The sequence below is a fragment of the Chitinophaga deserti genome (assembly GCF_003149455.1).
GTDB classification, from domain to species: Bacteria; Bacteroidota; Bacteroidia; order Chitinophagales; family Chitinophagaceae; genus Chitinophaga; species Chitinophaga deserti.
The window spans coordinates 327,699-353,598 of sequence record NZ_QFFK01000001.1; the positions used below are offsets into that span (position 1 = coordinate 327,699).

General features: G+C 50.0%; 14 protein-coding genes. 3 read left to right on the plus strand and 11 right to left on the minus strand.

Going from position 1 to position 25,900, the window contains the following annotated elements:
- Window positions 1-44: 44 nt before the first annotated feature.
- Both pdxR and DEV76_RS01245 read left to right on the plus strand, forming a co-directional pair.
- On the plus strand, window positions 45-1,463 hold the full coding sequence (gene pdxR / locus DEV76_RS01240) for a MocR-like pyridoxine biosynthesis transcription factor PdxR (RefSeq protein ID WP_109694288.1): 1,419 nt from the start codon (window positions 45-47) through the stop codon (window positions 1,461-1,463).
- 82 nt (window positions 1,464-1,545) lie between these two features.
- Entirely contained in the window at window positions 1,546-2,655 is a 1,110-nt protein-coding gene (locus tag DEV76_RS01245) for a right-handed parallel beta-helix repeat-containing protein (RefSeq protein WP_109694290.1), read from the plus strand.
- A gap of 53 nt (window positions 2,656-2,708) precedes the next feature.
- On the opposite strand, the gene DEV76_RS01250 is transcribed toward DEV76_RS01245, so the two are convergent.
- The 6 genes from DEV76_RS01250 to DEV76_RS01275 all read right to left on the minus strand — a co-directional run bounded on the left by DEV76_RS01250 (window position 2,709) and on the right by DEV76_RS01275 (window position 16,981).
- A complete protein-coding gene (locus DEV76_RS01250) occupies window positions 2,709-4,121 on the minus strand; it encodes a TolC family protein (RefSeq protein WP_232826842.1) in 1,413 nt (470 codons plus the stop codon).
- Between the two features lie 10 nt (window positions 4,122-4,131).
- Window positions 4,132-7,296 (minus strand): efflux RND transporter permease subunit, encoded by a 3,165-nt coding sequence (locus DEV76_RS01255; protein ID WP_109694293.1) that lies wholly within the window; start codon window positions 7,294-7,296, stop codon window positions 4,132-4,134.
- Between the two features lie 27 nt (window positions 7,297-7,323).
- Window positions 7,324-8,406, minus strand: a complete 1,083-nt coding sequence (locus DEV76_RS01260) for an efflux RND transporter periplasmic adaptor subunit (protein ID WP_109694295.1) — start codon at window positions 8,404-8,406, stop codon at window positions 7,324-7,326.
- Window positions 8,407-8,550: 144 nt separating this feature from the next.
- Window positions 8,551-8,958 carry a hypothetical protein gene (locus DEV76_RS01265; protein ID WP_157962651.1) on the minus strand — a complete coding sequence of 136 codons (408 nt, stop codon included), beginning with the start codon at window positions 8,956-8,958 and terminating at the stop codon, window positions 8,551-8,553.
- A gap of 280 nt (window positions 8,959-9,238) precedes the next feature.
- Window positions 9,239-12,874 (minus strand): hypothetical protein, encoded by a 3,636-nt coding sequence (locus DEV76_RS01270; protein ID WP_157962652.1) that lies wholly within the window; start codon window positions 12,872-12,874, stop codon window positions 9,239-9,241.
- 204 nt (window positions 12,875-13,078) lie between these two features.
- Complete coding sequence (locus tag DEV76_RS01275) at window positions 13,079-16,981, minus strand: glycosyl hydrolase (protein WP_198651902.1); 3,903 nt, start codon at window positions 16,979-16,981, stop codon at window positions 13,079-13,081.
- A 263-nt stretch (window positions 16,982-17,244) separates the two neighbouring features.
- On the opposite strand from DEV76_RS01275, the gene DEV76_RS01280 reads away from it, so the two are divergent.
- The gene (locus DEV76_RS01280) at window positions 17,245-18,009 is read left to right on the plus strand and encodes a hypothetical protein (protein WP_109694302.1); all 765 of its coding nucleotides are present in this window, start codon (window positions 17,245-17,247) and stop codon (window positions 18,007-18,009) included.
- A gap of 382 nt (window positions 18,010-18,391) precedes the next feature.
- On the opposite strand, the gene DEV76_RS01285 is transcribed toward DEV76_RS01280, so the two are convergent.
- The 5 genes from DEV76_RS01285 to DEV76_RS01305 form a co-directional block, all read right to left on the minus strand.
- The gene (locus DEV76_RS01285; RefSeq protein ID WP_109694304.1) at window positions 18,392-19,501 is read right to left on the minus strand and encodes a redoxin domain-containing protein; all 1,110 of its coding nucleotides are present in this window, start codon (window positions 19,499-19,501) and stop codon (window positions 18,392-18,394) included.
- A 10-nt stretch (window positions 19,502-19,511) separates the two neighbouring features.
- Window positions 19,512-22,028, minus strand: coding sequence for a M1 family aminopeptidase (locus tag DEV76_RS01290; protein WP_109694306.1), 2,517 nt, complete (start codon window positions 22,026-22,028; stop codon window positions 19,512-19,514).
- 38 nt (window positions 22,029-22,066) lie between these two features.
- The gene (locus DEV76_RS01295; protein WP_157962654.1) at window positions 22,067-23,482 is read right to left on the minus strand and encodes a TlpA family protein disulfide reductase; all 1,416 of its coding nucleotides are present in this window, start codon (window positions 23,480-23,482) and stop codon (window positions 22,067-22,069) included.
- Between the two features lie 68 nt (window positions 23,483-23,550).
- On the minus strand, window positions 23,551-24,405 hold the full coding sequence (locus DEV76_RS01300) for a hypothetical protein (protein ID WP_109694311.1): 855 nt from the start codon (window positions 24,403-24,405) through the stop codon (window positions 23,551-23,553).
- A 15-nt stretch (window positions 24,406-24,420) separates the two neighbouring features.
- Window positions 24,421-25,884 carry a RagB/SusD family nutrient uptake outer membrane protein gene (locus DEV76_RS01305; protein WP_198651903.1) on the minus strand — a complete coding sequence of 488 codons (1,464 nt, stop codon included), beginning with the start codon at window positions 25,882-25,884 and terminating at the stop codon, window positions 24,421-24,423.
- Between the last annotated feature and the right edge of the window lie 16 nt (window positions 25,885-25,900).

Genomic DNA, 25,900 nt, shown 5'->3' on the forward strand with positions numbered 1-25,900 from the left:
GGACCACCTTAATGATACAGTTTTCATAAAATCAGGTAGTCCAGATGCTTAGACCCTGGAAATTGGAATTACAGATAGACGACCGCTCGGAGAAGGCGGTTTACCTGCAGATAGCCGATGCTATTATTGCGGATATTCAATCAGGCCGGTTAAAAGGTGGTACCGCCCTGCCGGGGAGCCGTGCCCTTGCGCAGGAGCTGAAACTGAACAGGAATACCATTGTGGAAGCACTGCAGGTATTGCTCAATGAAGAATGGCTGGTATCGCGGGAAAGGCGGGGCACCTTTGTGTCAGAAACGCTGCCGGCATTGCAAAAAGGTACCCGTAAGACTTCACTCAAAAGCGCGCCTGAAGCTTTAACGCTTTCCACCCGGATCAACTTCGACGACGGGCACCCCGACAGTAAAATAGCCCCTATTACGGCATTGGCAAGAGCCTACCGCCAGATCTTCCAGCGGAAAGCCAAATGGCAGCTGATGGGATACACGCATGAACTGGGAGATATTGCTTTCCGCCGGGCCATTGTACAGATGCTTAACCACCAGCGGGGAATGCAGATGAATGAGCAACAAATATGCATCACCCGGGGCAGCCAGATGGCCATGTACCTCACCGCCCAGTGCCTGCTTGAAAAAGACAGCTTCGTGATGGTTGAAAACCCGGGGTACCAGCCTGCCTGGAAAGCCTTTGAACATGCAGGGGCCCAGGTATTACCGGTACGTGTAGATGGTGAAGGGCTTATTATCAGCGATATTGTTAAACACCTGCAATCAGGCAAAAACATCAAAGCCCTTTATACCACACCCCACCACCAATACCCCACTACAGTAACCCTCAGTCTTCAGCGCCGGCTGGAACTCGTACAACTATCCAACCAATACGGCTTTACCATTATTGAAGACGACTATGATAATGAATTCCATTTCGGTTACAGGCCGGTACTTCCGTTATCCAGCCACGGCAACCTGAAGCATTATGTGTACATAGGCACCATGAGCAAAGTGGTTGCACCTGCATTGAGGATCGGGTACCTGGTCAGTAATTCACCAGCGCTGATGGAAAAGGTAAGTGCATTACGTAAGATCATCGATGTGCAGGGAGACGCTATTATGGAGCAGGCGGTGCTGCAGCTCATCAACGATGGCACCATCAAACGCCACCTCCGTAAAGCAACACAGTATTACAAAGCAAAGCGGGATTACACCGAAGCCCTGTTACATAAGCATCTGGCAAACAAAGCCACTTTTCAAACCCCTGATGGCGGCCTCGCCTTCTGGATCGTACCAAATGCAATGCCCAACTGGAAGAAAGTATCAGGCAAGCTGTGCGACAAAGGCATCCAGATCATTACGCCAGACCGCTTCAGCTGCGACAAAGCCGTGAACGGCATCAGGATGAGCTACGGCTCAGTTACCGAAGCACAGCTGGAAGAAGGGATCATGGCCATCGCTGCAGTATTGTAACCTGCTAAAAACAAACGGACCCGGGATATGAAAAAGTTAATACGCAGACAATTTTATTACATTTAAGAAAACGCCGGACCATATGCGCCTGCTCCTTCTCTTCCTTAACATCGCCCTCATCCCCCGCCCCCTTGCGGCCAAAATCCTCCATACTGGCCACAGACAACCATTCCCCGATGTTACCGCTGCCGCTAAAGCCGCCACTCCCGGAGATACCATATTTATACATGCAGGTACCTATCCCGGAAATCAGATACTGGGGAACTTACAGGGAACCGCAAAAGCATGGATATACATCATAGCAGAGAAACAGGGATCTGTCTGGTTTGAGGGAGGCACATCTGCCTGGAGGGGTACTGATGTAGCATATCTGCATATTGAAGGGATAGGGTTCGCCAAACAAACCGGCAATGGTGTAAACTTCGATGATGGCAGCACATACAATTCGCCGGCACATCATATCGTTTTCCGGCATTGCATTTTTAAAGACATGGCTGCCAGTGGCAACAACGATCTGCTGAAGCTTTCCGGAGTGGATGAAGTTACCATTCAGCATTGTACTTTTATCAATGGCGCAAAAGGAGGCAGCGGGATAGATATGGTGGGCTGCCATAAAGGGCTCATCTCCCAATGCCATTTCGAAAACCTGGGCGCCAATGCCGTTCAGATGAAAGGCGGCAGCAGTCATATTAAAGTGGAGCGTAGCGTATTCATCCATGCCGGCAGCCGGGCCATTAACCTGGGGGGCAGTACGGGCGAGGCATTCTTCCGCCCGGCCAATGCTACCTGGGAAGCAGCAGATCTTACCGTTGATAATAACTACTTCTCCGGCTCAGACGTACCCGTGGCCTTTGTTGGCTGCATCCGCTCATCCGTCATCAGCAACACCATCTGCCATCCTGAAAGATGGGTGATCCGGATACTGCAGGAAAATAAAGACACCCTGCGTTTTGTTAAATGCGCGGACAATACTTTCAGCAACAATAAGATTTGTATCAATAGTCAGGTACGCACCGTTTGCAGTATCGGCCCAGGCACAGCTCCGGAAAGCTTTACCTTCTCCGGCAATCAATGGACGCATAATTCAGACAGTACCTGGCAGGGACCACAATTACCTGTATCTGAAAGTGGCGAAACTGTCTCATATAACCCCGCCTGCAGGAATTGCAGCATACCTGTTGCCCTTAAATAAAACGGGCCTTGCATTGCTGCAAAGCCCGTCTTTCCAATCTACCCTGCTTATTATTATTTCCATCCACCGCCAAGTGCCCTGTACGCACTTACCACGGCCTGTAATTGCTGCAATTGCGTTTCCACCAGTTCGAACTTCGATTCCAGTGCATCTCGCTGCGTCATGAGTACTTCCATGTAATCCGCCCGTGCGGATGCAAACAAATCGTTAGAGATCGCAATGGACTGGGTAAGCGCCTCTACCTGCTTCGATTGCAGGTCATAACGCTTCTCCAGGTTAGCGATCTTCGACAACTGGTTCACCACTTCCACATATGCATTCAGGATGGTACGTTCATATTCATACACCGTTTGTATCTGTTTGGCGTTGGCATTGAGATATGCCGCCTTAATGCCGTTCCTGTTCACCAAAGGCGCTGCGAGATCGCCCGCGAGCGAATACAGAAGAGACTCCGGTGTTTTGATGAGATACGAGGGATTGAAAGCACGGTATCCCACGCCCGCAGTGATCCCTAAGGAAGGATAGAACTGCGCTCGGGCCGATTTCACATCGAGCTTTGCAGCAGCAAGCTTCAGTTCTGCCTCACGGATATCGGGCCTGTTTGCCAGCATGGCTGAGGGGATACCTCCACTGATACTTGCAACTACTGCCCCGAACTGCCGGCTGTTCCGCGGTACATGCGAGGGGTATCGGCCTGTCAGCTGTCCCATCCTGTTCTCAGTTTCTACGATGCGCTGAAGGATGTCGAACCGGAGGCTTTGGGTACGCAGCACTTCTGCTTCAAACTTGCGCACTGCCAGCTCCGTTACACGGGTGGCTTCCTTTTGCAGCTTCACCACAGAAAGCGCATTACCCTGAAGGGCAATGTTCTGATCTACGATTTCCAGCTGCTTATCGAGGGCCAGCAGCTCATAGTAGGATGTGGCAATTTCTGCAATGAGGTTGGTTACTGCGAAGTTCCGCCCTTCTACAGAAGCGAGGTACCGGGCTGCTGCAGCCTTCTTCGCATTACGCAGCTTATGCCAGATATCCACTTCCCAGCTGGCAAACGCACCCACCATAAAGTCGCCCAACGGCTCGGGCATTTCCTTGCCTTCCTTGATCTCGGTATTGGCATCGTTGGCCCCCTGGCTGGTATAACGCCCTACCTTTTCCACACCGGCACCAGCTTTGATCCCTACAGAAGGGAGATACTCCCCTTTCCGTGCCCGCACTTCGTTCCGCGCTATCTCAATTTCCCACTGCGCGATGTTCAGTTCCTGGTTATGAAGGAGCGCAGTATCAATCAGGGCGGCCAGATCCGGGTCTGCGAAGAATGCTTTCCATGAAAGGGAAGCTGTGCTTACCGTATCCCTGCTATCATTAAATCCGGACGGCACATTACTAACCGCCGGTGTTTCCGCCAGTTCCGGGATCTTACATGCCGTGTAAGTAAGGCACGCACATCCTATGGCGAAGTATGTCAATTTCCGATATTTAAACATTGTGTTCCAGTTCTTCTGTTAATGGATTTTCTTCTTCATCCTTAATGAGCTTACGCCGCTCAGCCAGTTTTCCGAAGATGTAATACAGCCCGGGTATCATCAATACCCCGCCCAGCGTTCCCAGGATCATACCTCCTGCAGAGGCAGCACCAATGGTACGGTTACCAATAGCTCCCGGCCCTGTGGCAAATACCAGGGGTATCAGGCCGGCAATAAACGCAAGGGAGGTCATGAGGATAGGGCGGAACCTTACACGGGCGCCTTCAATGGCAGCCTGCAAAACCGGCATCCCTGCACGGTGCTTCTGTACCGCAAACTCCACGATCAGCACCGCGTTCTTACCCAGCAGGCCTACCAGCATCACCAGCCCTACCTGCGCATAAATATCATTCGCCAGCCCCATCACCTTCACCAGCAGGAATGCTCCGAATACACCAGCCGGCAGAGACAATACCACCGCCAGCGGCAGGAAAAAGCTCTCATATTGCGCTGCCAGAATCAGGTACACAAACGCCAGTACGATCAGGAAGATGTACAGGGCTTCATTCCCACGCTCCGACTCGTCTTTCGATAGGCCTTCCCAGTCAATATCATACCCGCGCGGCAATGTTTTAGCCGCTACTTCCCGGATGGCTGCAATGGCCTCACCACTGCTGTAACCTGCAGCAGGCTCCCCACGGATCGCGGATGAGGTATACATATTGAAGCGCGTGATCTCATTCAGCCCATGCGATTTCTTTATAGACATAAAGGCCGAATACGGTACCATTTCATCACGATTATTCTTCACATAGAGCTGCATCAGATCATCGGGCAGGCGGCGGTATTCAGGAGATGCCTGTACGTATACTTTCAGTGCCGTACCGAAGCGGACAAAACCCAGCTCGTAGGTACTACCGATGAGGATAGACAGGTTGTCCATTGCTTTGCCGATAGACACACCCTTTTGCATGGCTGCCTTATTATCGATCTGTAATTCGTATTGCGGATAGTTGGCGCTGAAGAAGGTGAACAGTCCGGTAAGCTCCTTGCGTTTTTCCAAAGCTTCCATAAACTGATCGTTCACTTTCTCGAGTTCCTTGTAATCGTCGTTATTGGTTTTATCCAGCAGGCGCAAAGCAAAACCACCTGCCGCACCATACCCCGGTACAGCGGGAGGACCAAAGAACTCAATGGTAGCACCGGGAATCTCTTTCGCTTTCTCTTCCAGCTCCTCGATGATCTCGTTTACATTGTGCTTACGCTTCGACCAGTCTTCCAGGTTGATAAGGCAGGTACCGGCGTTGGAACCGCGGCCTTCTGTGAGCACCTCATAACCTGCCAGTGCGGATACGGAACGGATGCCTTCCACCTTCTCCGCGATCTCCTGCAGCTTACGGGAAATATCATTGGTACGCTCCAGTGTGGAACCGGGGGGCGTTTGCACGATGGCATAAATCATCCCCTGATCTTCGTTGGGAATAAACCCTGATGGCAGGCTCTTCGATATCCCGAAGATCCCGGCGCAGCATACCAGTAACACCACCACTGTCAATACCCTGCGGCTAACGATCCTGTGCAGCAGCTTTTCGTACCGGCCGGTCAGTTTACCTAATACCCTGTTGAAGGCATCCAATGCATGATCGATCGGTGTTTTGCGCTTAGGCTTGCCATGGTTATTTTTCAGGATCATGGCGCAAAGCACGGGGGTAAGCGTAAGTGCTACCACGCCGGACAGTACGATAGACGTGGCCATGGTAATGGCAAATTGCCGGTAGAAGATCCCTACCGGGCCAGACATGAATGCCACCGGGATAAACACTGCCGCCATTACAAAAGTGATGGCCACAATGGCGCCGCTGATTTCATGCACTACTCTGTACGATGCCACATAAGGCGTCAGGTTTTCCTCCTCCATCTTCGCATGCACCGCTTCTATCACCACAATCGCATTATCCACCACAATACCGATTGCCAGTACGAGGGCAAAAAGCGTGATCAGGTTAATGGTAAGGCCGAACAGCTGCATAAAGAAGAACGCACCTATCAGTGAAACGGGTACCGCCAGGGTGGGGATCAGTGTGGAACGCCAGTCGCCAAGGAAGATGAACACCACCAATGCCACGAGGATAAACGCCTCGCCCAGCGTGTGCAATACTTTATCGATAGAAGCATCCAGGAAGCTGGAAACGTCGTAGCTGATTTCATAATCCATGCCCGGAGGGAAGTCTGCCTTAATCTCATTGAGCTTGGCTTTAATATCCCTGATCACCTCGCTGGCGTTACTACCGTACGTTTGCTTGAGTACGATAGCCGCGGAGGGATGGCCGTTCAGGTTTGAATAGATATCATAGAATTCACTGCCGAACTCTACTTCCGCCACATCTTTCAGATACAGTACTTCGCCTTCCGGATTAGCCCGGATAATGACATTCTCGTACTGCTCCGGTTTATTGTAACGGCCCGGGTAGGTAAGCACGTATTCGAGTGCTTCCGACCGCTTACCATCGCTACGCCCCAAACGGCCCGGGGAGCCGATGATGCTCTGCGTAGAGAGGGCTTCCATCACTTCTTCCGTAGAAACATTGTATGCCCGCATCCGGTCTGGTTTCAGCCATACACGCATAGCGTACTGCCGGCTGCCAAGGATCTGCGCACTGCCGATACCATTTACACGGCGGAGCTCCTGCAGGATGTTGATATTGGAATAGTTGTAAAGGAAGTTCTCGTCTGCCTTCGGATCTTTACTGTAAACATTGACGTACATGAGCATGTTGGGCTGCAGGATGTTCACGATAATCCCTTCCCGCTGCACCAGCTCCGGCAACCTGCTGGTTACCTGTTCGATACGGTTTTTAACGTTCACCACAGCCTGGTTGGGGTCTGTCCCCAGTTCAAACACCACCTGGATGTTAGCCTCCCCTGCACTTACGGCATCGGAGGTCATGTACTTCATGCCCGGCACACCATTCACGGCTTTTTCCATGGGGATGAGTACAGACTGTACCAGCACGTCGGCACTGGCACCCGGGTATGCCACGCTCACGATAACCCGTGGCGGGGCAATAGACGGAAACTGCGAGGTGGGCAGCACATTAATGGCCAGCACCCCGAGAAAGATGATAAATATGGAAATGACGATCGCAAAGACCGGCCTTTTCATGAATATATTAAACATTCGGTTGTCGGTTTATGGGTCTAAAGTTTATTCTGACGGCAGCACCAATTGCGAAATGACGGTTTGCGGCGACTGGAAATCGAAAGATATCTTGTCGTTGTTCTTCACTTTCCGCAATCCTTCCAGCAGTATTTTTTCATTCCCCGTCAGGCCTTCTTTAATCACAAACAGGTCGGGCATTTCGGCGGCGATGGTAATGGGTTTCAACTGCACAGTATTTTGCGCGTCTACCACATACACATACTTCCGGTCCAGAATCTCGAGGGTAGCCTTCTGCGGGATGATAACCGCATCTTTCAGGGATTCCCGGATGAGTATGGTGCCCGTTTCCCCATGGCGCAGGAGGCTTTCCGGATTGGGGAACGCAGCGCGGAAGGCGATATTCCCGGTTTCGTTGTTAAATTCCGCTTCAATGGTTTCCACCACGCCGGGATGTTTAAATTCTTCTTTATTGGCCATCCGCAGGTGCACGTTGATCTTCTCTTTCGGTTTGATGGCAGCGGCATAGTTGAGGTATTCCGGTTCTGATACATTGAAATACACCCACATCCTGCTGTTGTCGGAGAGGCTGGTGAGCAGGTCGCCCTCTTCCACAAGGCTTCCCAGTTTGAGATGGAGGTGGTTGATGATACCGTCGAAGGGAGCACGGATCTCCGTAAAGGCGAGATGCACCTGCGCCAGTGCCAGCTCTGCCTGTGCCTTCTTCAGTTTGGCATTGGCCAGGGCCAGCTCATTCTTTGATACTACGTTCTTGTCTGCCAGGGTTTTGGTATTCTGCATTTCAATCTCTGCGGCCTGGGCTTCGGCTTCAGCCTTTAGTTTTTCCGCTTCATACAGGCGGGGCATGATCCGGAAGAGGAGCTGTCCGGCTTTTACATGCTGGCCTTCGTCTACCAGCACTTCCTGCAGATACCCTTTTTCCTGGGCGCGCACTTCGATGTTGCGGATAGATTTGATCTGGCAAACATATTCGCGGGTAATGGTGGTATCCGTTTTAAGCGGACTGGTTACAAGCAGTTTGGAGGAAGATTCGTGATGTTCTTCTTTGGGATGGCAGCTGGTATGGCACAGGAGGGCACACAAGCCCAATACTGTCAGAATTGGCTTCATTTAGTGTATTTGTTTAAGGATGGATTCAGATAACGGCAGCAACCATACAGGCACATACAGGCGCCTTACCGGATGTTGGAACATCGCGGACGGAAGCTGATAATAGTTCAGTTAGCCGGGAAAGGCGGAACTGCAGAATGCAGATCAAATACGGATCACCCGCTGCACAATAATCTTATCGGGCGTGGTGCAGGAAATTTGGGGAGAGAAAGGTAATGGAGTTGGGGGGCTTACAGATGAAAAGGTAGTGGTGTGTGTATAAAGTGCGGTAATAACTAATTTAAAAGGAATATGCTGCTTGCGGAAAATGGATTCAATGTCTTCTTCGGAGAGTTCAACGGCCTGTATCTTTTCGGAAGAGCTCCTGGCGTCTGGTGTACCGGATTTACTGAATTCCAGCACATCACAGGGTTCATCGGCCAGCTCCTCTTCTGTAAGGTTAAGATAATATTTGCCGGGGGAAAACCGGGCAGACGAATGTATGCAATGAGGGTACCCGTCCAACAGGAGGACTATTACCAATAGCATAAATCCGATCAGCGACCGTACCATTTTCCAATTTAAATTACCGTGCCTGATACGCCAGGCACACCTGATTATCAATGCTCACATGTTCTTATTCCCCGGAGGTAATGTGGAAGAATCCATCATTCCCCTGTGCATGCATATAGCAGTGGGGCGTAAAATTAAAAGGTTTGCGGGCAAACAGCAAACTATTGCGGGTTAAAAGAGATTAATTTTTCATTAAAATTGATGCATCACCGGAAGAAAACACACATAGCTATAGCCATAATATGTTTTCCCCGGTAGCAAATTACAATTATCCTGTCTGCTAGTTCATTTCTGACATCACGGCATTACTTTCCTTCAGCGCCTTATAAGCTTTTATGCCAGTGTAGAGCTTGATGGCTGCTGTTCCGGATGTAAATACCCAGGCAGTGCCGATACATATCCCCCTGCTTCGGGGTGTGCCAATCAACACACCTGGCCGCATTGAAATTGCAGCGAAGCCCAGGAATGAAAATAAAACACCCAGCGGGTTGGAGGTTGTACTCACATTAGACACGTAACCTAAAATGAATAGTCCGGACAGGCCCATAAAAAGACCCAGCACTGCATTGATGGCTGTTCTCCCCTCATCAGGTATAAACTTCGTGTATGCGAACACACTCATTACGATTACATCCACAAACACACCAAAGGTTGTTACCGCCCATAAGAGCGTATCATAAGCCAGCGCCGTGGGGTTTTCTGCATTTGCAAAGAATTCTACCAGAAAGAGCAGAGATCGTACGACTCCTCCAATTACTACGATTCCTATCAGCTGGGCAATTTTATAAATCGGCTTGCCAATTTTGCCCAAAACCATCTTCCCCCTGTCCATTAACAATTTAGTGCCGCCTAACTGTGCATTAAACAGTGCCCACAGCTCCTGCCCGGCACCACTGGCAATACTCAATATAGCCGCAACCTTATTCGGGACCGCCGTTAATCCGGCCGTGGCCTTGGTTACCAGCTGGGTTGGGATGGCCAGCAGCAGGCATACAAAATCTGCCACTGTAAGGTCGCTGCCCTTGGAATTTTTGTCTGGCCTTGTGATAAACCGGTACAGGTCTGAAACGAAAGGTATTTCTATCTTTTGGGTAAGATATGCATCTACCATCTTTAACAGCGCTTTCAATATGGCCATCATCGCTTCAAACAAACCACTAACCACATCGATAGTTACCCTGGCGGCACCTTTTACTATACCGATAAAAAATTTAACCGTTGCGGAGAAAAGGTTGCCGGCATTTTCTGTTAAACCTGCCTGCACTTCCCGCATGGTTGCTTTAATATCGTCCGTCACTCTATGCTCCAGGTCCCCGAACAACTTCTGTATTTCTTCTTTCAGGCTGTCGGGTACTGTTAGGTCAGGAATGAGATACCCGAATGGCAGGCCAGACATTTCCACATTTAATTTATCGGCTGTAAGTATCCTTTTTGACAGCAACTGATCCATTACATTATAAAGTAACCAATTAGACTTTACACTTCCGGCTGCGGAATTGGCAATACCCGCAGCCCGTTCCGCATCTTCCCGGGCAACCTTCCCGGTATATGCTCCATATTCCTTTTCCAGATCCGTTAAATTCTTTTGCACGGTTTCATTCAGCTTCGCAAACATCTCAACTCCCTTTCCCTTCATTTGATCGAAAACACTGGGTTCACCATGCTCCTGCGGATCTAACAGTTTACTCACGGCTGAGTTTACCTGTCCTTTCAGTATATCTTTCATGGCAAGGATATCCTGCCAGTCGAAATAAAAGCTCAGCATTTCCTTCACTTTGTCAATTCCCCTGGCAATAGTGTTGAATATACCCTGTGCCACAAGCATGGCTTTTCCCAGTGTATCAATCACCAGGTCGATGGTATGTTTCACTTTATTGATGATCGCAGTTACTCTCGCAAGCACTTTATCTGCGGCATAAACGATGGCATCTGTAACCGCTGCCGCACCGCTTTTAATACTATCCCAGAAATCCCCAAATGACATGGGCACCAGGTGTGTAGTTACCGGGTGTTGCCGTAACCATTCCTGAATACCTGCTTCATTCAACTGGTCCTTAAAATACGTTTGGCCTCCTGCAGCCCCACCCAGGTCAAATGCATAGTTATTGGAGCAAACTACGGGGCAATGAAAATCGCCGGTGGCACAACAGCAGATGGTATCCATATTACAACCACCTGCCAGGTAGCGGCTTTCCATTCTCTTGTTCTTGTGAGCTATGGATGCTTTTACCATCATGGCCGTTGTTTTGATACTGTCTGCCACATCTTTCATGATAGTATCATCTTTCCGGTAGTCATCCATTATCACGGGGTTACCATTAAAATCTATCCCATTGGTGAGGGTTGCCGCTGTTATCCCGGTTAGTACATCATGCAATTGTGCATCCGGCCGGATGAGCATGCTGAGGTCCTTATCCATAAAGGTTGAATACAAGGTCAGGCCGGGAAAGGTCAGTCCGTCATGGAAGGCACCCGAGCTATCAGTATAACCCGGCTTCACGGTTATTCGCATCCTCCCGCTTGCATCTGTGATCAGATCAGCAAATTGGGATGGCCCCACCCGATATTCCACACCTTCGCATTGTATCACGGCAGGCTCCGTAGCGCCCAATCGGAGATACTGCCCTAAGCGGGGAGTGCCGGATACATCAAACAGGGTGATCTCCGTTGCGATACTTGCGGATTTAACAGGAACTGCTCCCAGCTCATCCGTATGCCCGGTAAACTCCATATTCTGCATCAGTATGCTTTCTGCATAAAATTCCCTTACCAGATCCGACAATCGTACCGCATGTATATTCCTTTCCGCTTCACTTTCCGGCGTAAGGTCACTGTAATACAGCACCCCATTATCCACTCCGATCAACTGAGGACCGGGATCGGTATGCATGGATGCTATTACCCCGGTGTTCAGATTAATGGCATATACAAAACCGCCGGAAACTCCGTCCTGCGCATAGGCCATATACAGAATACTTTCCTGCATGATGGTTTTGCCGAGAATGATGGTACCCAGCGAGTAGGGACCTACATTCTTCTTATTGAAAGTGGCCTGCTTACCGGTTAAAACATCCAGCACCACCAGTGAGCCGCTGACAAGGGGGATGTAACAATACAATGCATCGCTTACAAGCACGCCGGTGGAACTGAGAGACACCTCAAACGTGGTGGTCCATAAAACCTTAGGGTGTGCCCCGCCGGAAATACCGCAAACAATATTAAAAAGCTTACCCGAATTTAAAACAACGCAGTATACCGGCGCAGTGGATGTTGTACGGATACTGCCGCAGCCGCTGTGTTCTAATTTCAGCGAATGTTTTTTCTTCAATAATTGCAGATCGTACACCCACAGCTCTTTCCCTTTTGTTAAATACACCCCATCGGTACCCAAACTGGGATAACACCCGGAGCCGGGTTTTTCTCCCCAAACGATCTTATGCGCACTTTCTGATTTGGGCGGCATACGAAACAGGTGCCCGTCTCCGGAATACAGGTACACCGACCCATTAAGGGCTTCCATCCACAGGGGCTGATCGTGATGCCCGGGGTGATCCCCACCATCGTCGATAGTTGCGATTTTTAGGGGTACAGGTGCAGCAACAGAAAGTTCGATGTAATACAGCCCCGCATCATCGCAGGCTACCAGCAAGCCATCATCATAAGGCTGAACAAATACGGTTGAAGTAGTTCTGGCGCCAAACCCGGTTAAACAATATTGTTCCTCTCCCGTAAACTGATCAAATCCATACAGTTTATCTCCGGAACAATACCACACACAGTGGTCGGAAAGGCAGGCAGATGCTGATGGACCAACTGACCGGGAGGAGGTCCAGTTAGTGGTGAATGAAGCCACATCTGTGGTGGCAGGTGCAGTGTTCGTTTGCTGCGAGCCGGCAATCTGAGGTTGAGTTCCCATGACAATAATTTTTAAGGATATGGAATCGGGCATAGTAAGCCGAACGAAATAGTTTCGCTTAATACTGCTGATAACTTCTAAAAAATATTGCCGGAACGGAAAATAGGCTGAAGGAGAAAAAATACGAAAAGGCGTTTCAGGCCTTACCACAATAAATGTAAGACAATTCCAAATTAGTGCAGATAAAATTCTACTGCTGTTTCGCTACAGGCTTGCTTCCCAGGCAATCTGTAACCTTACCGGCCCCAGTAAGCCCGCTTCAAGCAGGGGATCGTCCTTCTTATAGTTGTTCCATGAAGAGAATGAGATACGCCGCCCGGGGTTTTCTTTGTTCTGCACCAGCCAATCGGGTAAGGCAGTGATGTAATTGGAAGATGAATAATTGTTTTCTGCCGGGAGGTATTCATCTCCAATCTGGCGGTTGGGCCATAATGTAGCCACCTGAATGCGCAACTTGTTTTCTCCTGTATGTACAAATGGTGTGATATCTATTTGATAGGGTTCTTTCCAGCAAAGGCCTGCATCCTTCCCATTGATATTTACGGCAGCAACCACTTCTACCCTTCCCAGATCGAGGAACACCCGCTTACCCTTTTGCAGCATGGCTGCTGAGATGTGCATAGCTTTATCATACGAGACTACTCCCGCGAAATGACGCACATTAAAATCCGGATGGTTACGCAGCGACGTTAATTCCGGAAGGGTTATTCCTGCCGGAGCATCACGGCCTGCTTCAAAAGATAATTGCCAGGGCCCCTTAACCGTGTGAACCGAACATTTGTCTGTTACTTTCTGCTGCAGGCCATCTATCCAATAATCACCATTTTCCCGGACGAGCGCTTTCCTACGGGCTCCCTGTCCATAGATCACCATACCGCCCGGTAATTCAGGGGCAGGTAATCCGGCAGAATACTGTGCCAGTACCTTTTGCGGGCTGAGTGCTTCGCGGTAAAGTTTAGGTGCTGTGGCATTCCCTTCGAACACACCAGACTGCAGCTCTCCCGTGGGCTTGGTACCAAGGCCGGGTATAACTATATGATCCCCTGCAGGAGCCTGCCCTGCCAGCTTTCCGTTTATATACAATGCAGGAGCACCGTTATGATATACAGCTACCACATGCGTCCATCCCGAAACCGGGGCATACACCGCCACAACATCCTTAGAGAAATAGGCGGCCCCTTTCGCACGTTCACATATGCGGATAACATTTTGTCCGGCTGCAATACCTGCAGTGGTGATGCCTTTACCATATACCACTTCTCCCTCTGCAGGGAACACAACATACCCTTTCCCCGGCATGGCATAAGTATCCGGCTTCAGCCAAACTTCCATCGAAAATGTTTGCCGAACAGTCTTCCATTGTGTTGCTTCCGGAACTGTGTATGGCCGTGCAGCAGCAAGCACTTCCCCATCTTTTAACAACGTCCTGATCCCTTTGCCCGGCAGTGGCTTCCGGAATACAACGAGCCACGCCCCTCCGGGAGAAAACTCCAGCGGTATGCGGATACCATGTTCCGTTGCTTCGTACATCAATACGTCTGTTATACTGCCGGTTTCCGCATTCCATAATTCAGGCTGCATGCCTTTCACTCTGAACTCGGCTGTAACACGCTCATACCGGCGGAGCCGGTTACTCACAAAATAAATATCTGCTGTACCGGTACGGCGGTGGGTAAAGCGAATGGCAGCATCGCGGCGTGGAGCAGTGAAGGTAAAATCAGGCGGTAATTGAATGATTTCCGCAAGCAATTTACCCCGGAAAACCGTTCCCGCTCCCAGCCTGTGTTCCTTTACCTTTACCCCATCCAGATCGCCCCATATTGCATTGACCAGTGCTTCCTGTTCGGCCTTATCACCATCCAGCCCGGGTAATGATGCCGGCGCCTCATTTACTGCCAGCCACATACCTTTCTCCACCAGTGCTTTCAGCTTTTGCAGTACGCGGACAGACATGCTTTGCTGCTGTATCAGCGCCATTACTTTATACCGCATCCCATCCGGAAATACGATTACATGTTGCCGGATGCTGATATCACTGAACAATGCATCCGGCCCCATCACATCAGCACCGTATCCGGTAGGGGCTGAGGGTGAGGCAAGATCAATGTCAGGTACGGTAGCGGAAGGTTCTTCCCCTTTAAAGAATACGAAATCTGCGGCATAATGCCCCTGCTGCATGAGGTACTGGGTACGCGTCAGGTAATCCGTCCAGCCGCTGGCAAAAGGCATCCATGGATTGGTACGGTCGAAGTGAGCGCCAAAATGCGCCATTGAAAAGCCCGGTGCACCATACCGGTAAGGCTGGTGCACCATCATGCTCAGTACCATCTGATTGATTCCTATGGAATAAAAATGATCGCCCTGTACTTTGAGATTGTAAGGGTAATCGGTCCAACGGGAGGTTTCCGGCAATCCGGTAAATGCTTCTGCCCCAATAACCCGCTTACCTGCAGTATGCCCTGCGGATAAGGATGTACTGATACAGTTCATGGAGCCGGGCGCATAACGGGTCCAGAATTCGCCTATAGGCATATCCAGCTGCTGCGTAACCTCGAAACTGTCAAACATCCCATCGCCATAAGGTTCGCCCCACAAATGCCAGCCATACTCCCTGCAATGTGCTTTAAACCCGCCGTAATATTCTTTGGCTACCAGGGTGGCCTGTGTACGGCGAAAATCAGCCAGAAAGCGGTTGGTTGCATCCGCATCTTCCACAATACGCCCGGTAAGCGCTGGAAGCCAGCTGATGATACTGTAATTATTCCGGGAGCGGAAAGCTTCAGGCATCTCCAGCGTCCAGTTCTGAACGCCTACCTCCCAGCTGTCTATCAGCAAACCTCCGAAAGCAGGGCAGGAACGCAGGTCTTTGAAAATGTAATCGTCCATGTGCTGCCACCAATTGTCCAAAGCTTTGCGGCTGAATTTATCCAACACAAGCCCCGCACCTGCTGCAGGCTGGGATGCACCTAACTGCCCGGTAGCAGTGTGCCCGATGCGCAGGATGGTCCACCGGCCTGTTGGAGGGCTCCAGGAAAGTGTACCGTCTGGCTGCAGGAGACGGGTAAGATCCTGCACATTCCGTTCCCTGATGCCTTCCGTTGCAGGAGGTTCAGCACCGGTAGCCGGTACGTACTGATAAAAGTTAGCTTTACCCGGCCAGTTATTCACACCCGCATGGGCATGCCAGCGTATGCCAGACAGCCAGGTAGCCGTACTGGTTTTAAGGCGGAGAAATTTTGCATGAACAGCAGGGAATACCGCAACGCCGGGAGCATTCATTTTACGCAACTGCGGCATGGGCATTTTGCATACAGGAGCATAACTCACACCGTCTGCACTGCTTTCTATTGTTAAAGTGGGCGGGTTATCCGGGGGGCCGTTATATACATCAGCAGGTACTTCCGGCTTGCGCCAGATGGTTACCGACTGAATGGTGCTTATGGCTGTAAACTCAAACACCAGCTCTCCTGTTTTCTCTAACCGCAAAGCAGTTTCAGGATGTTCGTCAGCAATTAGGGAAACATCTGCCGCTTCCCCGTTCAGCCATAACTGACGGGTATCGGGCTCAGGTAGTTCCGGGAAAGCCAGCACGGCAATATCCCTGTAGTATCCAAGTTTCGAAAAAGGCTGCGGGAGATGATAAGTATTTATTGACGGAACGGCCTGCACAGTTCTCCATACCAGCTGTTGCATACTCTGATCTGGCTGAACGAATGGGCCACCGGTACCTGAGAAACCAGATGAGTTATGCAATGTGATCTGCAGCTTCAGGCGTTGCGCTTCCTGCGTGGTAAACAATACCATCTGCCGCCACGCTGCACTACCCATATCTACCGGCCCTTTAGGCGTGGCAGCTTCAACATTAAACAGCATGGCCCCGCCAAGCCCCATTTGCCGCATGGCTTCCAGATCTTTCGTAATGCCTTCTTCCGAAACATGACCATTCTGCCACATCCAGAATACCTGTGGCCGGTAACGGGCCGGCGGCCGCATAAAGCCTGCTGCATTAAACGGTTCATCGCTTACACCGGCACTACTCAATGCCGGCAATACCAATACTCCCGTAGCCGTTATCAGTGAATTTTTCAGGAACTCCCTTCTTTGCATATTACCCATCTTGTTGATAGCCTTAACAAGATACTGAATTTTAATGCGTCCCTGTTGGTGAGCAGTATTCCGGGAATATTGCAATTTTCGAAAACTTCCAAACCCTGCTACTGTCAGCTTCGAAATTATTCATCCTGACTGCTTTGAAATTTCGTAGTTCGGCAAACCGTAATACTGTGGTGTTGAATAGCCTCTAAACCCGCGCCCATACTACTCCGGTGCGCTATTCGTAAATTTAACTTCAACAACTAAAACACATTGTTATGGCAATCTTAGATTCTCTCATTCCATTTAAAGGCCGGCTCGGCAATATTATCTCGTACGAGCGCAACGGCAAACACTGTTTACGTACAGTACCACAAACAGTACGGCAAACGGATAATACCCGCCGTGCGGCAAAAGTATTCGGTGCTACCAGCCGCAAGGGCGCCCTTATCCGGCATGCTATTACGCCTGAATTAAACATCCACCCGGACCGTGCGCTGGTAAACCGCCTCAACAGCTACATCCTGGGAGCGGGCAGAAACAACCACGCAGGGCTGCTTAATTTCCGCTTCAAAGGCTACACCGGGCTGGACAGGTTCTTCGGCAGCAAGACTGTATTTAAAAAAGACGGCTCCCTGCACATACCTGCGCAGTACATTCAAGGTTATGGAGATGCCCTCCGCATGGAGCTGAAAGTAATTGCTACCCGCATCGACTTCAGCACCCGCACTATTAAAGGCACAGATACTGCCCTCCTGAAAATCGATCTCAACAAGGAGTGCCACTACTTCGAAGGGGCGGATTTGCGCGTAGATGTACCCGGCAAAGGCACCTTACTGGTAGTATTACAGGTAAAGCTTTTTACTGAGGATTTCGATATCCGCGACAAGAAGAGCGAAGCAGCAGATATTGTAGCCGTTGTGGAAGAGCAGGCTCCACAGGTTACCCACACCAAAGAAAAGCCCCGCACCGGCTTCTTATTACCCAATCCCGGGGCACCCACTACCATTCCGGAAAATCAGGTACACATCCAACGGGAATAGCCCTTAGCCATATCAGGGTGTTTTTGTTGTAAGTATTTTAATATCAATAAGTTTGGAACCCAGATCTACACGGCAGGCCCCTCCTCCGCCAGCCAGTGCCATGGGCCACAGCCACCCGGTCTTCCCTTTTACAGCCTGCCATCACCTTCACACCGCATCCACATCACTTCCGCATCACCTCCGCCTCAAGTCCACCTCATCGACACACTTTACTGCTAATTCACCTATAACTGACACGTAGACGACCCGTAGATAACTGCTTCAAATAAGCTTCAAATAAGCTTCAAATACCGTAAGCCCAACCGCTTTAATGCAAATGCCCCTCCGGATAGTACCGGAGGGGCATTTGCAATCATGAACGGATGAAATATATGGGGAGTACTTACAGTGTTTTTTCGAGTAACTGCTCAAGATCTGCCGGGGTGATACCAATTTTCAGGATATTACCTTCCCGGTCAATTACAATGGTAGAAGGCAGTGCAAATACTTTATAGTCTTTGGCGATCTTGCTTTCACCCCCTTTATCGCCTACAACCTGCGTCCAGGTCAGTTTATCTTCGGCTATAGCTTTCAGCCATTTATCCTTGTCTTCGTCCAGAGAAACAGACAGGATTTCGAAGCCTTTCGCTTTATATTTTTCGTACACTTTAATGAGGTGAGGGTTTTGCTCACGGCAGGGTTTGCACCAGCTTGCCCAGAAGTCCAGCAACACTACTTTACCTTTGAAATTGTTCAGTGTAACCGTTTTTCCTGTGTTATCCTTCACTTCAACAGCAGGGGCAGCCTTACCAACCCTCGTCATGAAATCAGCGCTCACACCGGTCCGCTGTTCCATCATATACTTAATGGTAAAAGTATTTTTAACATTGGGACCCAGCTTATCCACCATTGCCATGAATTCCTGTTTCGGAAGATTTCCCAGGTAAGCGTTCATCAGGTAAGATGCCGCGCTGACATCAGGATGCTTATTCACCCAATCCATTGCAAGTTTAATCTGATCCTTTTTCAGCTCCGCCGCTTTGGCAGACAGTTCCTGGAGCGCATCATGGTCACCTACCTGCGTGGCGGTATTCATTTCCGCTTCGAGTTTGGTAAGCTCATCTTCTTTCAGATCTTTCTTCAGCACGTCCTGCTCAATCATCTTCCAATCCTGCACAAACTTGCTGCCGGTATATTCCGCATCCTTGAAATACGGGCCTTTACCTTTAATGTTCAGCTTACCGCCTTCGAGGTAGAGGAAAGTGCCATGCGATTCATCACCTCCGTTTCCTACAAAAACAACGTAGGTAGATCCTCCCTCTTTCATATCGAGCGTAGCGGTAAAACCACCATTCTTCACATACACGGAATCTGTTTTGCTTCCCAGCGGGCGCCAGAAATAAACTTTTTCTCCTTCCGGCAACCCGTCTATCCGGGCATTGATTTCCAGTTTATCCTGGGCCAGGCAATTCATGGAGGCCAGCAGTGCCATCCCGGTCATTATTTGTTTCATGCGAATAGATTTATAGCGTTGAAAAATGTGTACGTTCGAATAAATCAGTTTTCCCGCCTTCTTCCTGCAGGTAAACTTGTTTGGGCCACAGGATACCACCTGTCATTTCATATCCGGAGAAAACCCTCATGACATATACCTGTGGAACATCGCGCCCGGCAAACTCTTCCCGCACTTTTAACCCTGTGGTACGGTCGTAATAGTAGCGCCAGTTGTTGCCTGCAGGGGTTGTTACGGTGATCTGGTAAGTTTCCATACCGTGTACGAAATGCAGTGAGTCAGAAAGCTTCACCCGGTTACCTTTATCAAAGAACCTCAGTTCAGGAAAGGCTTCGGTAGAACGTCGGATCTCATCGGCCACGGCAGCGGAAACAGGTACGGGCTGCCCCAACTGCTGAAACTGAATACTGTCTGCCACATCAATTTGCTTAAGCGTAAGCCTGACAGCCTTTGTTTCCAGCCCTACACGCCAGGAGCCTTCGCCTCCGTCCCGGTAGCGGTGCCGCCATACCAGGGAGTTTTGCTGCCCGCCGGTGTATTCCATCTCTACAGATTTAACACCCGCGATCTTTGCTTTCCCGCCAATGGCATTCAGATACCGGTCTACCACTTCATTGGCTCCGCTAACCGCTTTATTAAGCGGGCTTGTTCCGCTGCCGGTCCAGATATTATTGGAACGGTCGGTATCCGGCAACTGATTATCGGGATCGAGCAGGATGTATTGTACTGGTGAAGTAGTGGCTACTTTCAGCTGATGCTTATCATTCCATTCCCATACCTGTACGGGTAATTTCACGCGGTGTGTTTTACCGTTGAATTCACGCACGAGCAAATCTACCGGCATGGGCATTTCTCTTTTATTCACGAGAGTAATGAGAATACCGTTGGCAGGCTTCTGACCGGCATATTGCGCCTGCAATATCCCCTGATCAAGCTGTGCATCTGTCATAAACCATGCGCGCCAGAACCACGATAAATCTTCCCCTGCCGCGTTTTCCATGGCACGGTAGAAATCATCCGGCACAGGGTGGCGGAACGACCATGAGGCAATGTATCGGCGGAAGGCGTCATCGAACCGGGCAGGACCAAGTACCGTATTACGCAGCAGCAGTAAAGCATAAGCAGGCTTCATATAAATCAGCACACCCATATCCCGCTGTGGCATACTGCCGAAGCGGGTGCTCACCGGCACCCGGCTCATGCCTTTCCCGAATACCTCCGATGCTTTTTCTATTTCAAAGGGAGGTTCACAACCCAGGATGGTAGAATTCAGGTGATTGATCAATACGTTTTGCCCTTCACACATCCAGCCATGGCGGCTGTCTGCAGCCACCATCAGGTTAAACCAGGCGTGCCCGAGCTCGTGATTGGTTTTCAGCCAGACGGTAGCGCCCGAGCTGCTTTCCTTGTAATGTAGAACAGACACGCCCGGGGAGGCCACGCCGGTAATAGACCCGGCGATGTTAACACAGCTGGAATAGGGATAGGAAGGCCATTGCTGGCAATAAGCCTGAAGGATGCGGCGCATGGCTGTGGCGCTGGTATCCCACTCCGCATGGCTGCCGGGAGGGTAAAGCGCCATCACGGGAATGCTGCGCCCGTCGGGTAATTTGGTACTGAGCGCATCCCAGTTAAAGGCCGCCGAAGCCGCCCAAATGCCATCACCCGCGCGGGGCTCCCGGAAATGCCAGGTAAGCATACCGTTGCCCTTTGCATTTAGAGGCTCTCCCGCAGTGCGGACACGGATCGCGGTATCGCTGCCTGCAGCCTGTTTGTAACGGCGTAATACAGCAGGGCTCAGTAAGTCTTCAGGATTCTCCAGCAAACCCGTTCCCTGTACAATCATATTGGCAGGCACGGTAATCCGCATATCTATACTTCCGGTTTCCACATAGTATTGGGATGCATGGGTATTCCAACCAGTCTGATCATCATACACACACATCCGGGGGAACACACTTGAATACTGATACACACCGCCATGCTTCGTTTCCAGCACACCCATAAAATCCCCGCCTTTTGCCGGCAGGATGAAATGGTACCCAATATCCAAACGAATAGTTTTACCCGGCGCCAGTGGTGAAGCCAGCCCAATACGGATAAACTTACCGTTCACCTCATATGTGGCAGGCCGCTTATCTGCCATCAGCGATTCAATGACACAGCCTTCTGTATATTCCGTGATTCCAAAGCGGCTGCCGGTAGGCGGTGTAAGCTGTGTTTCCCTGGAATCTGCACGGAAACGGTTTTGCCCGGCCAGCACCCACAGGTACGACAATGTATCCGGACTGTTATTCGCATACTTTATGGCAACACTCCCTTTCACGCCCCGCGTAAGGGTATCGAGGGTTATCGCTACTGAATAATCAGCATTGTTCTGCCAGTACCCTGCTCCGGGAGTACCTGCTGCTGTGCGCAGCTGGCTCACAGGAGCATAGCTGATAGGTGCGAAGGCTGCTACCGGATCATATCCTTTAGGAGGCGACTGTTGCGCCTTCACAGACATGGAGCAGGCAAGCGCTGCCATTAGCAGCGCCTTTCTGAGTTGCAGGTTGACCAATTTATTTATTGCTGTTCGTTATAAAAATCGAGGATCTGCTGTTCTACTTTTTCACCAAGCAAAATACTCAGTGAGTTATCGAGGTAATTCCCTTCTTTATCCAGTACAATGTAACGGGGTACACCTGTCAGGGAAATGACTTTGAAGAAATTCTGGTATTCTTTGCTTTCCCGGTTGATGGTAAGGATCAGGTTATGCTCTCCTTCGATCTTATGCTTGGCGGATAACTCTCTCCAAAGCTCATCGAAGCCGGGTTCTTCCCAGGCAATGGTGAGGAAAACAATGTCCTCTTTACCTTTATACTTTTCTTCAATGGCTTTGAATTTGGGCAGGTTAGCAATACATCCGGTGCACCAGTTGGCCCAGAAGTCCATCACAACCATCTTCCCTTTAAAGTCTGACAGTTTTACCGTTTTGCCCGCGGCATTCTTAGTTGAGAACTGCGGCATGGGAAGACCGCGGTCCATAACAGCATAACTTTTATACAGAGAGTCGATGTACTTCTTCTGAGGATAGGGTTTAAGAGTACCATTTAAAACCGGGTAAACATTCTTTACCGCAGTCGAAAACTGACGGTAACGCGTTTCGGAATACAACCAGACTTTAGCAGCCTCCTGCTTCATCAGTTCTGCTTTAGCGAAACGCATCAGATCAACCATCTCAAATTCGTCGGCCAGTTTTGGATCTTCCATTTTACGGCCAACCCACCAGGCATCCACGATTTGTTTCAGAACAATGTTATGTGCGATTCCGTCAAAATGAGGATTAGCGATATCGAACTCATCGTAGTACCATTTGGAAAATCCTTCCATTTTTCCCGCTTCGGGATGGCTGCGTACATACGACTGCTTGTGCATCAGCCTGCGGCCGGACTCATAGGCAATTATCAGTGCACGCTCATCAGCAGAAAGGCCTGCGGCCTCTACAGATGCATTAAAGAAACTGCGGACAGCTGCCATATCCCGGTCGAATGTTTCCAACGGCACAGCCGCATCTACGATATTATAGGCAGAATCGATCATACGGGGCAGCATATGCTTCATTGCTTTCGCTTTCGTTTTCCCTGCTATCTGACCAACACCACCCCAACGCTCTTTACCAGACTGTATAATATTCTCCAGTGCCATTTCAAGGATGAGTGTCTCACCCGCACCTACCAGGTATTCTTCGTTATTCAGATAAACAATCTGAGCTTTGGGTGCCAGCGGATAGCGTACATTCTTCGTCACCCGTTCATTATGTGCTATACGACTGCTTACCACGTAGGTACCGTTATTGCTCAGATAACTAAAATCTATAAGAGTAGAAAGCTGGGCATTCGGACGGATGCTAACCTGCAGGGCACCAGGGCTACCCGGGCCCGCAGCGGCTGCAGTTAAGCTGCCACCGGCAGCCAGGCATATTGCGAGGAACTTCTTCATAGTGATTAAATTGGTCATTACTTTAAAGGCAATCGGTTAAGTGATTCGGGTGAATCCTGCATGAATAATCAGGGCTTGTTGCCGATAGCAACAAGATCTACACCATACTGATCCATAAACACTCGTACGAGTATGTTGTATTTGCGGCGTATCAGTCCTTTACGGTCTGACTGCGGGCTTAATATCCCGGCTTCCAGTTCGGCGGTTGTTTTACCGGCGATGGCTTCAACGAAGCTTCCTATATCAGTGGCAACATTATGAGTTGTACTGTTCTGTACTTCAATGATGCCTCTATCGTACTTATTAGATTCTCCAATCCCATCAAAGCTTATCGGGTAAAGCGCGAGGTATTCCACTGGTACGGGGATGGAACGTCCCTGTAAGGCACGGGTCATGAAGTAGCGGTGCATTCTGGCCGTAAGGGCTTTCCTCTCTACAGGCCCAAGGCCGGCCAGTTTATCATTAGCCCAGCCTATAGCCAGCATTTCGCGGGTGGAGACGAAGCCACGGCCGGGTGCAATGGCACCTCCCGGTAAAGGACTTCCCACCGCAGAAGAAAATAACAGTTTAAAGGGAAGCGCCTTCCGCCGGAAAGATTCCGGATACCAGCTGAGGCAATTATCCCGGAAGTAAATGTACAACTCAGCTATGTGCGCCGGATCTCCAGGCGCAGCGGTATCCGTCAGCATAGCGCCGGACGAATAAGCGAAGTCGCGGTGCGAGAATTTATAAAGGATATAGGTTCCGTAACGCTTTTTAAACGATACGATAGTATCATCAATCGGCTGGTTGCCCTGTGGCAGCGAATACTCGTCAGGCAACAGTGGCGGATTCAGTTTTGACTCCTTTCCGCAGGATAGCAGCAGGGTAAAGCCGGCGGCTATTACGGTAAGGGGGATATATCTGGAGAATACAATTTGCATAACGGATCGTTTAAATTATTTCGGTAAACGTAACGAGGTAATCTGTGGATTCTGTACAAGGGCACGGTTCCTCTCCATCACATCACGCGGGATAGGAAGTACGTATTGCGGATCGTTTTCCTTCAGTTCGTATATCTCCGCCATTCCCGGTGCGCGCCTGAGTATGTGCTGTATAGGCGGCATACCATATCTGCGAAGGTCGAACCAGCGGTGCCCTTCAAAAAAGAGCTCCCTCCGGCGTTCCTCACGGCATGCTTTGAGCATCTGATCTGCAGGCTGGATTGCCCAGGGCTGGAAGTCGGCCGCACTAAAACGTTTGGCCCGGAGGGTATTAAGATCTTCCAGTGCTTTCTGTGCAGCAGCACCATCGCCATTCTTATACAACTGAATATTGGCTTCCGCACGATTCAGGTATGCTTCTGCACTTCTAAAGCAAAGGAAATCCGTATTGTCAAGGAGTTTTGACTGTATAAAGTCAGAAGGAATAAACCACTTCAGTTCCGGCGGCGTTACCATGATGAATTGCTGCAAACGCTGATCTGTTGGTTCAAAAGCATTATACAGGCTGTGAGACACGTCGAAATATGCCAGGAAGCCTGTGTTATCTACCTCCCTCTGGCTGGCAGATACCCAGATACTTTCCACGCTGTTTCTGCTTACAAGGGGCGCACCGTTTGCAGCAGGTAAATCCATCAGTTGCGGATGTGCATCAATCACATAGCTGGCATGCGCTGCAGCTGCTCCCCAATCCTCCATATACAATGCCACTCTTGAAGCAAGGAAATGTGCACATACGTCAGTAAAGAAGAAATTGTTGCGCTGGCGTTTCTCTTTTTCAAGGAGCCGGATAGAAGAATCAAGGTCTTTCCTGATCTGTGCAAACACTTCTTTCACCGTACCACGGGGAATCTCTTCCTCAATCACATTACCATCCAGCCTCAGGGGTACACCCAACGCTTTATCGGGAGCAGCCAGTGCGTTTTTGTAAGGAAGACTGTAAAGATTTACAAGATTGAAATAATAATAAGCCCGCAGTCCGTAAGCCTGCCCTTTGATCCAGTCGCGCTCATTGGGATCACCGGTTGCCTTGTCGATTCCCTGAAGCACAACATTCACTTTCAAAAGGCGAACGTAAGAGGAGGTGTACACATTGAATATAGCCACGCTATTGCTGCTGGCGAGTTTGCAGGCTTCGATAAAATCAGCCTGCCAGGTAAATGCCGGGGCATTACCGATGTATTGTGCTACAACGTTAGGGTCTTCTGACGGATAAGTTTCCACATCATCATCCATCAGGTAAAGCATCGGGAAGAGCGGATCATTACCGGAGGAGGCGGGGTAGGCTTCTGTATGCAGGATATCCCCGAAATCCGTCACTTTAGTCGGTGTCATATCCGACAGGGAACGCTCTTCCAGGAACTTCTTGCAGGAAGTAAGTCCGGCAGCGGCCAATATGGTGATAAAGAGCAATTTCTTCATGTCAATGCGGTTGATA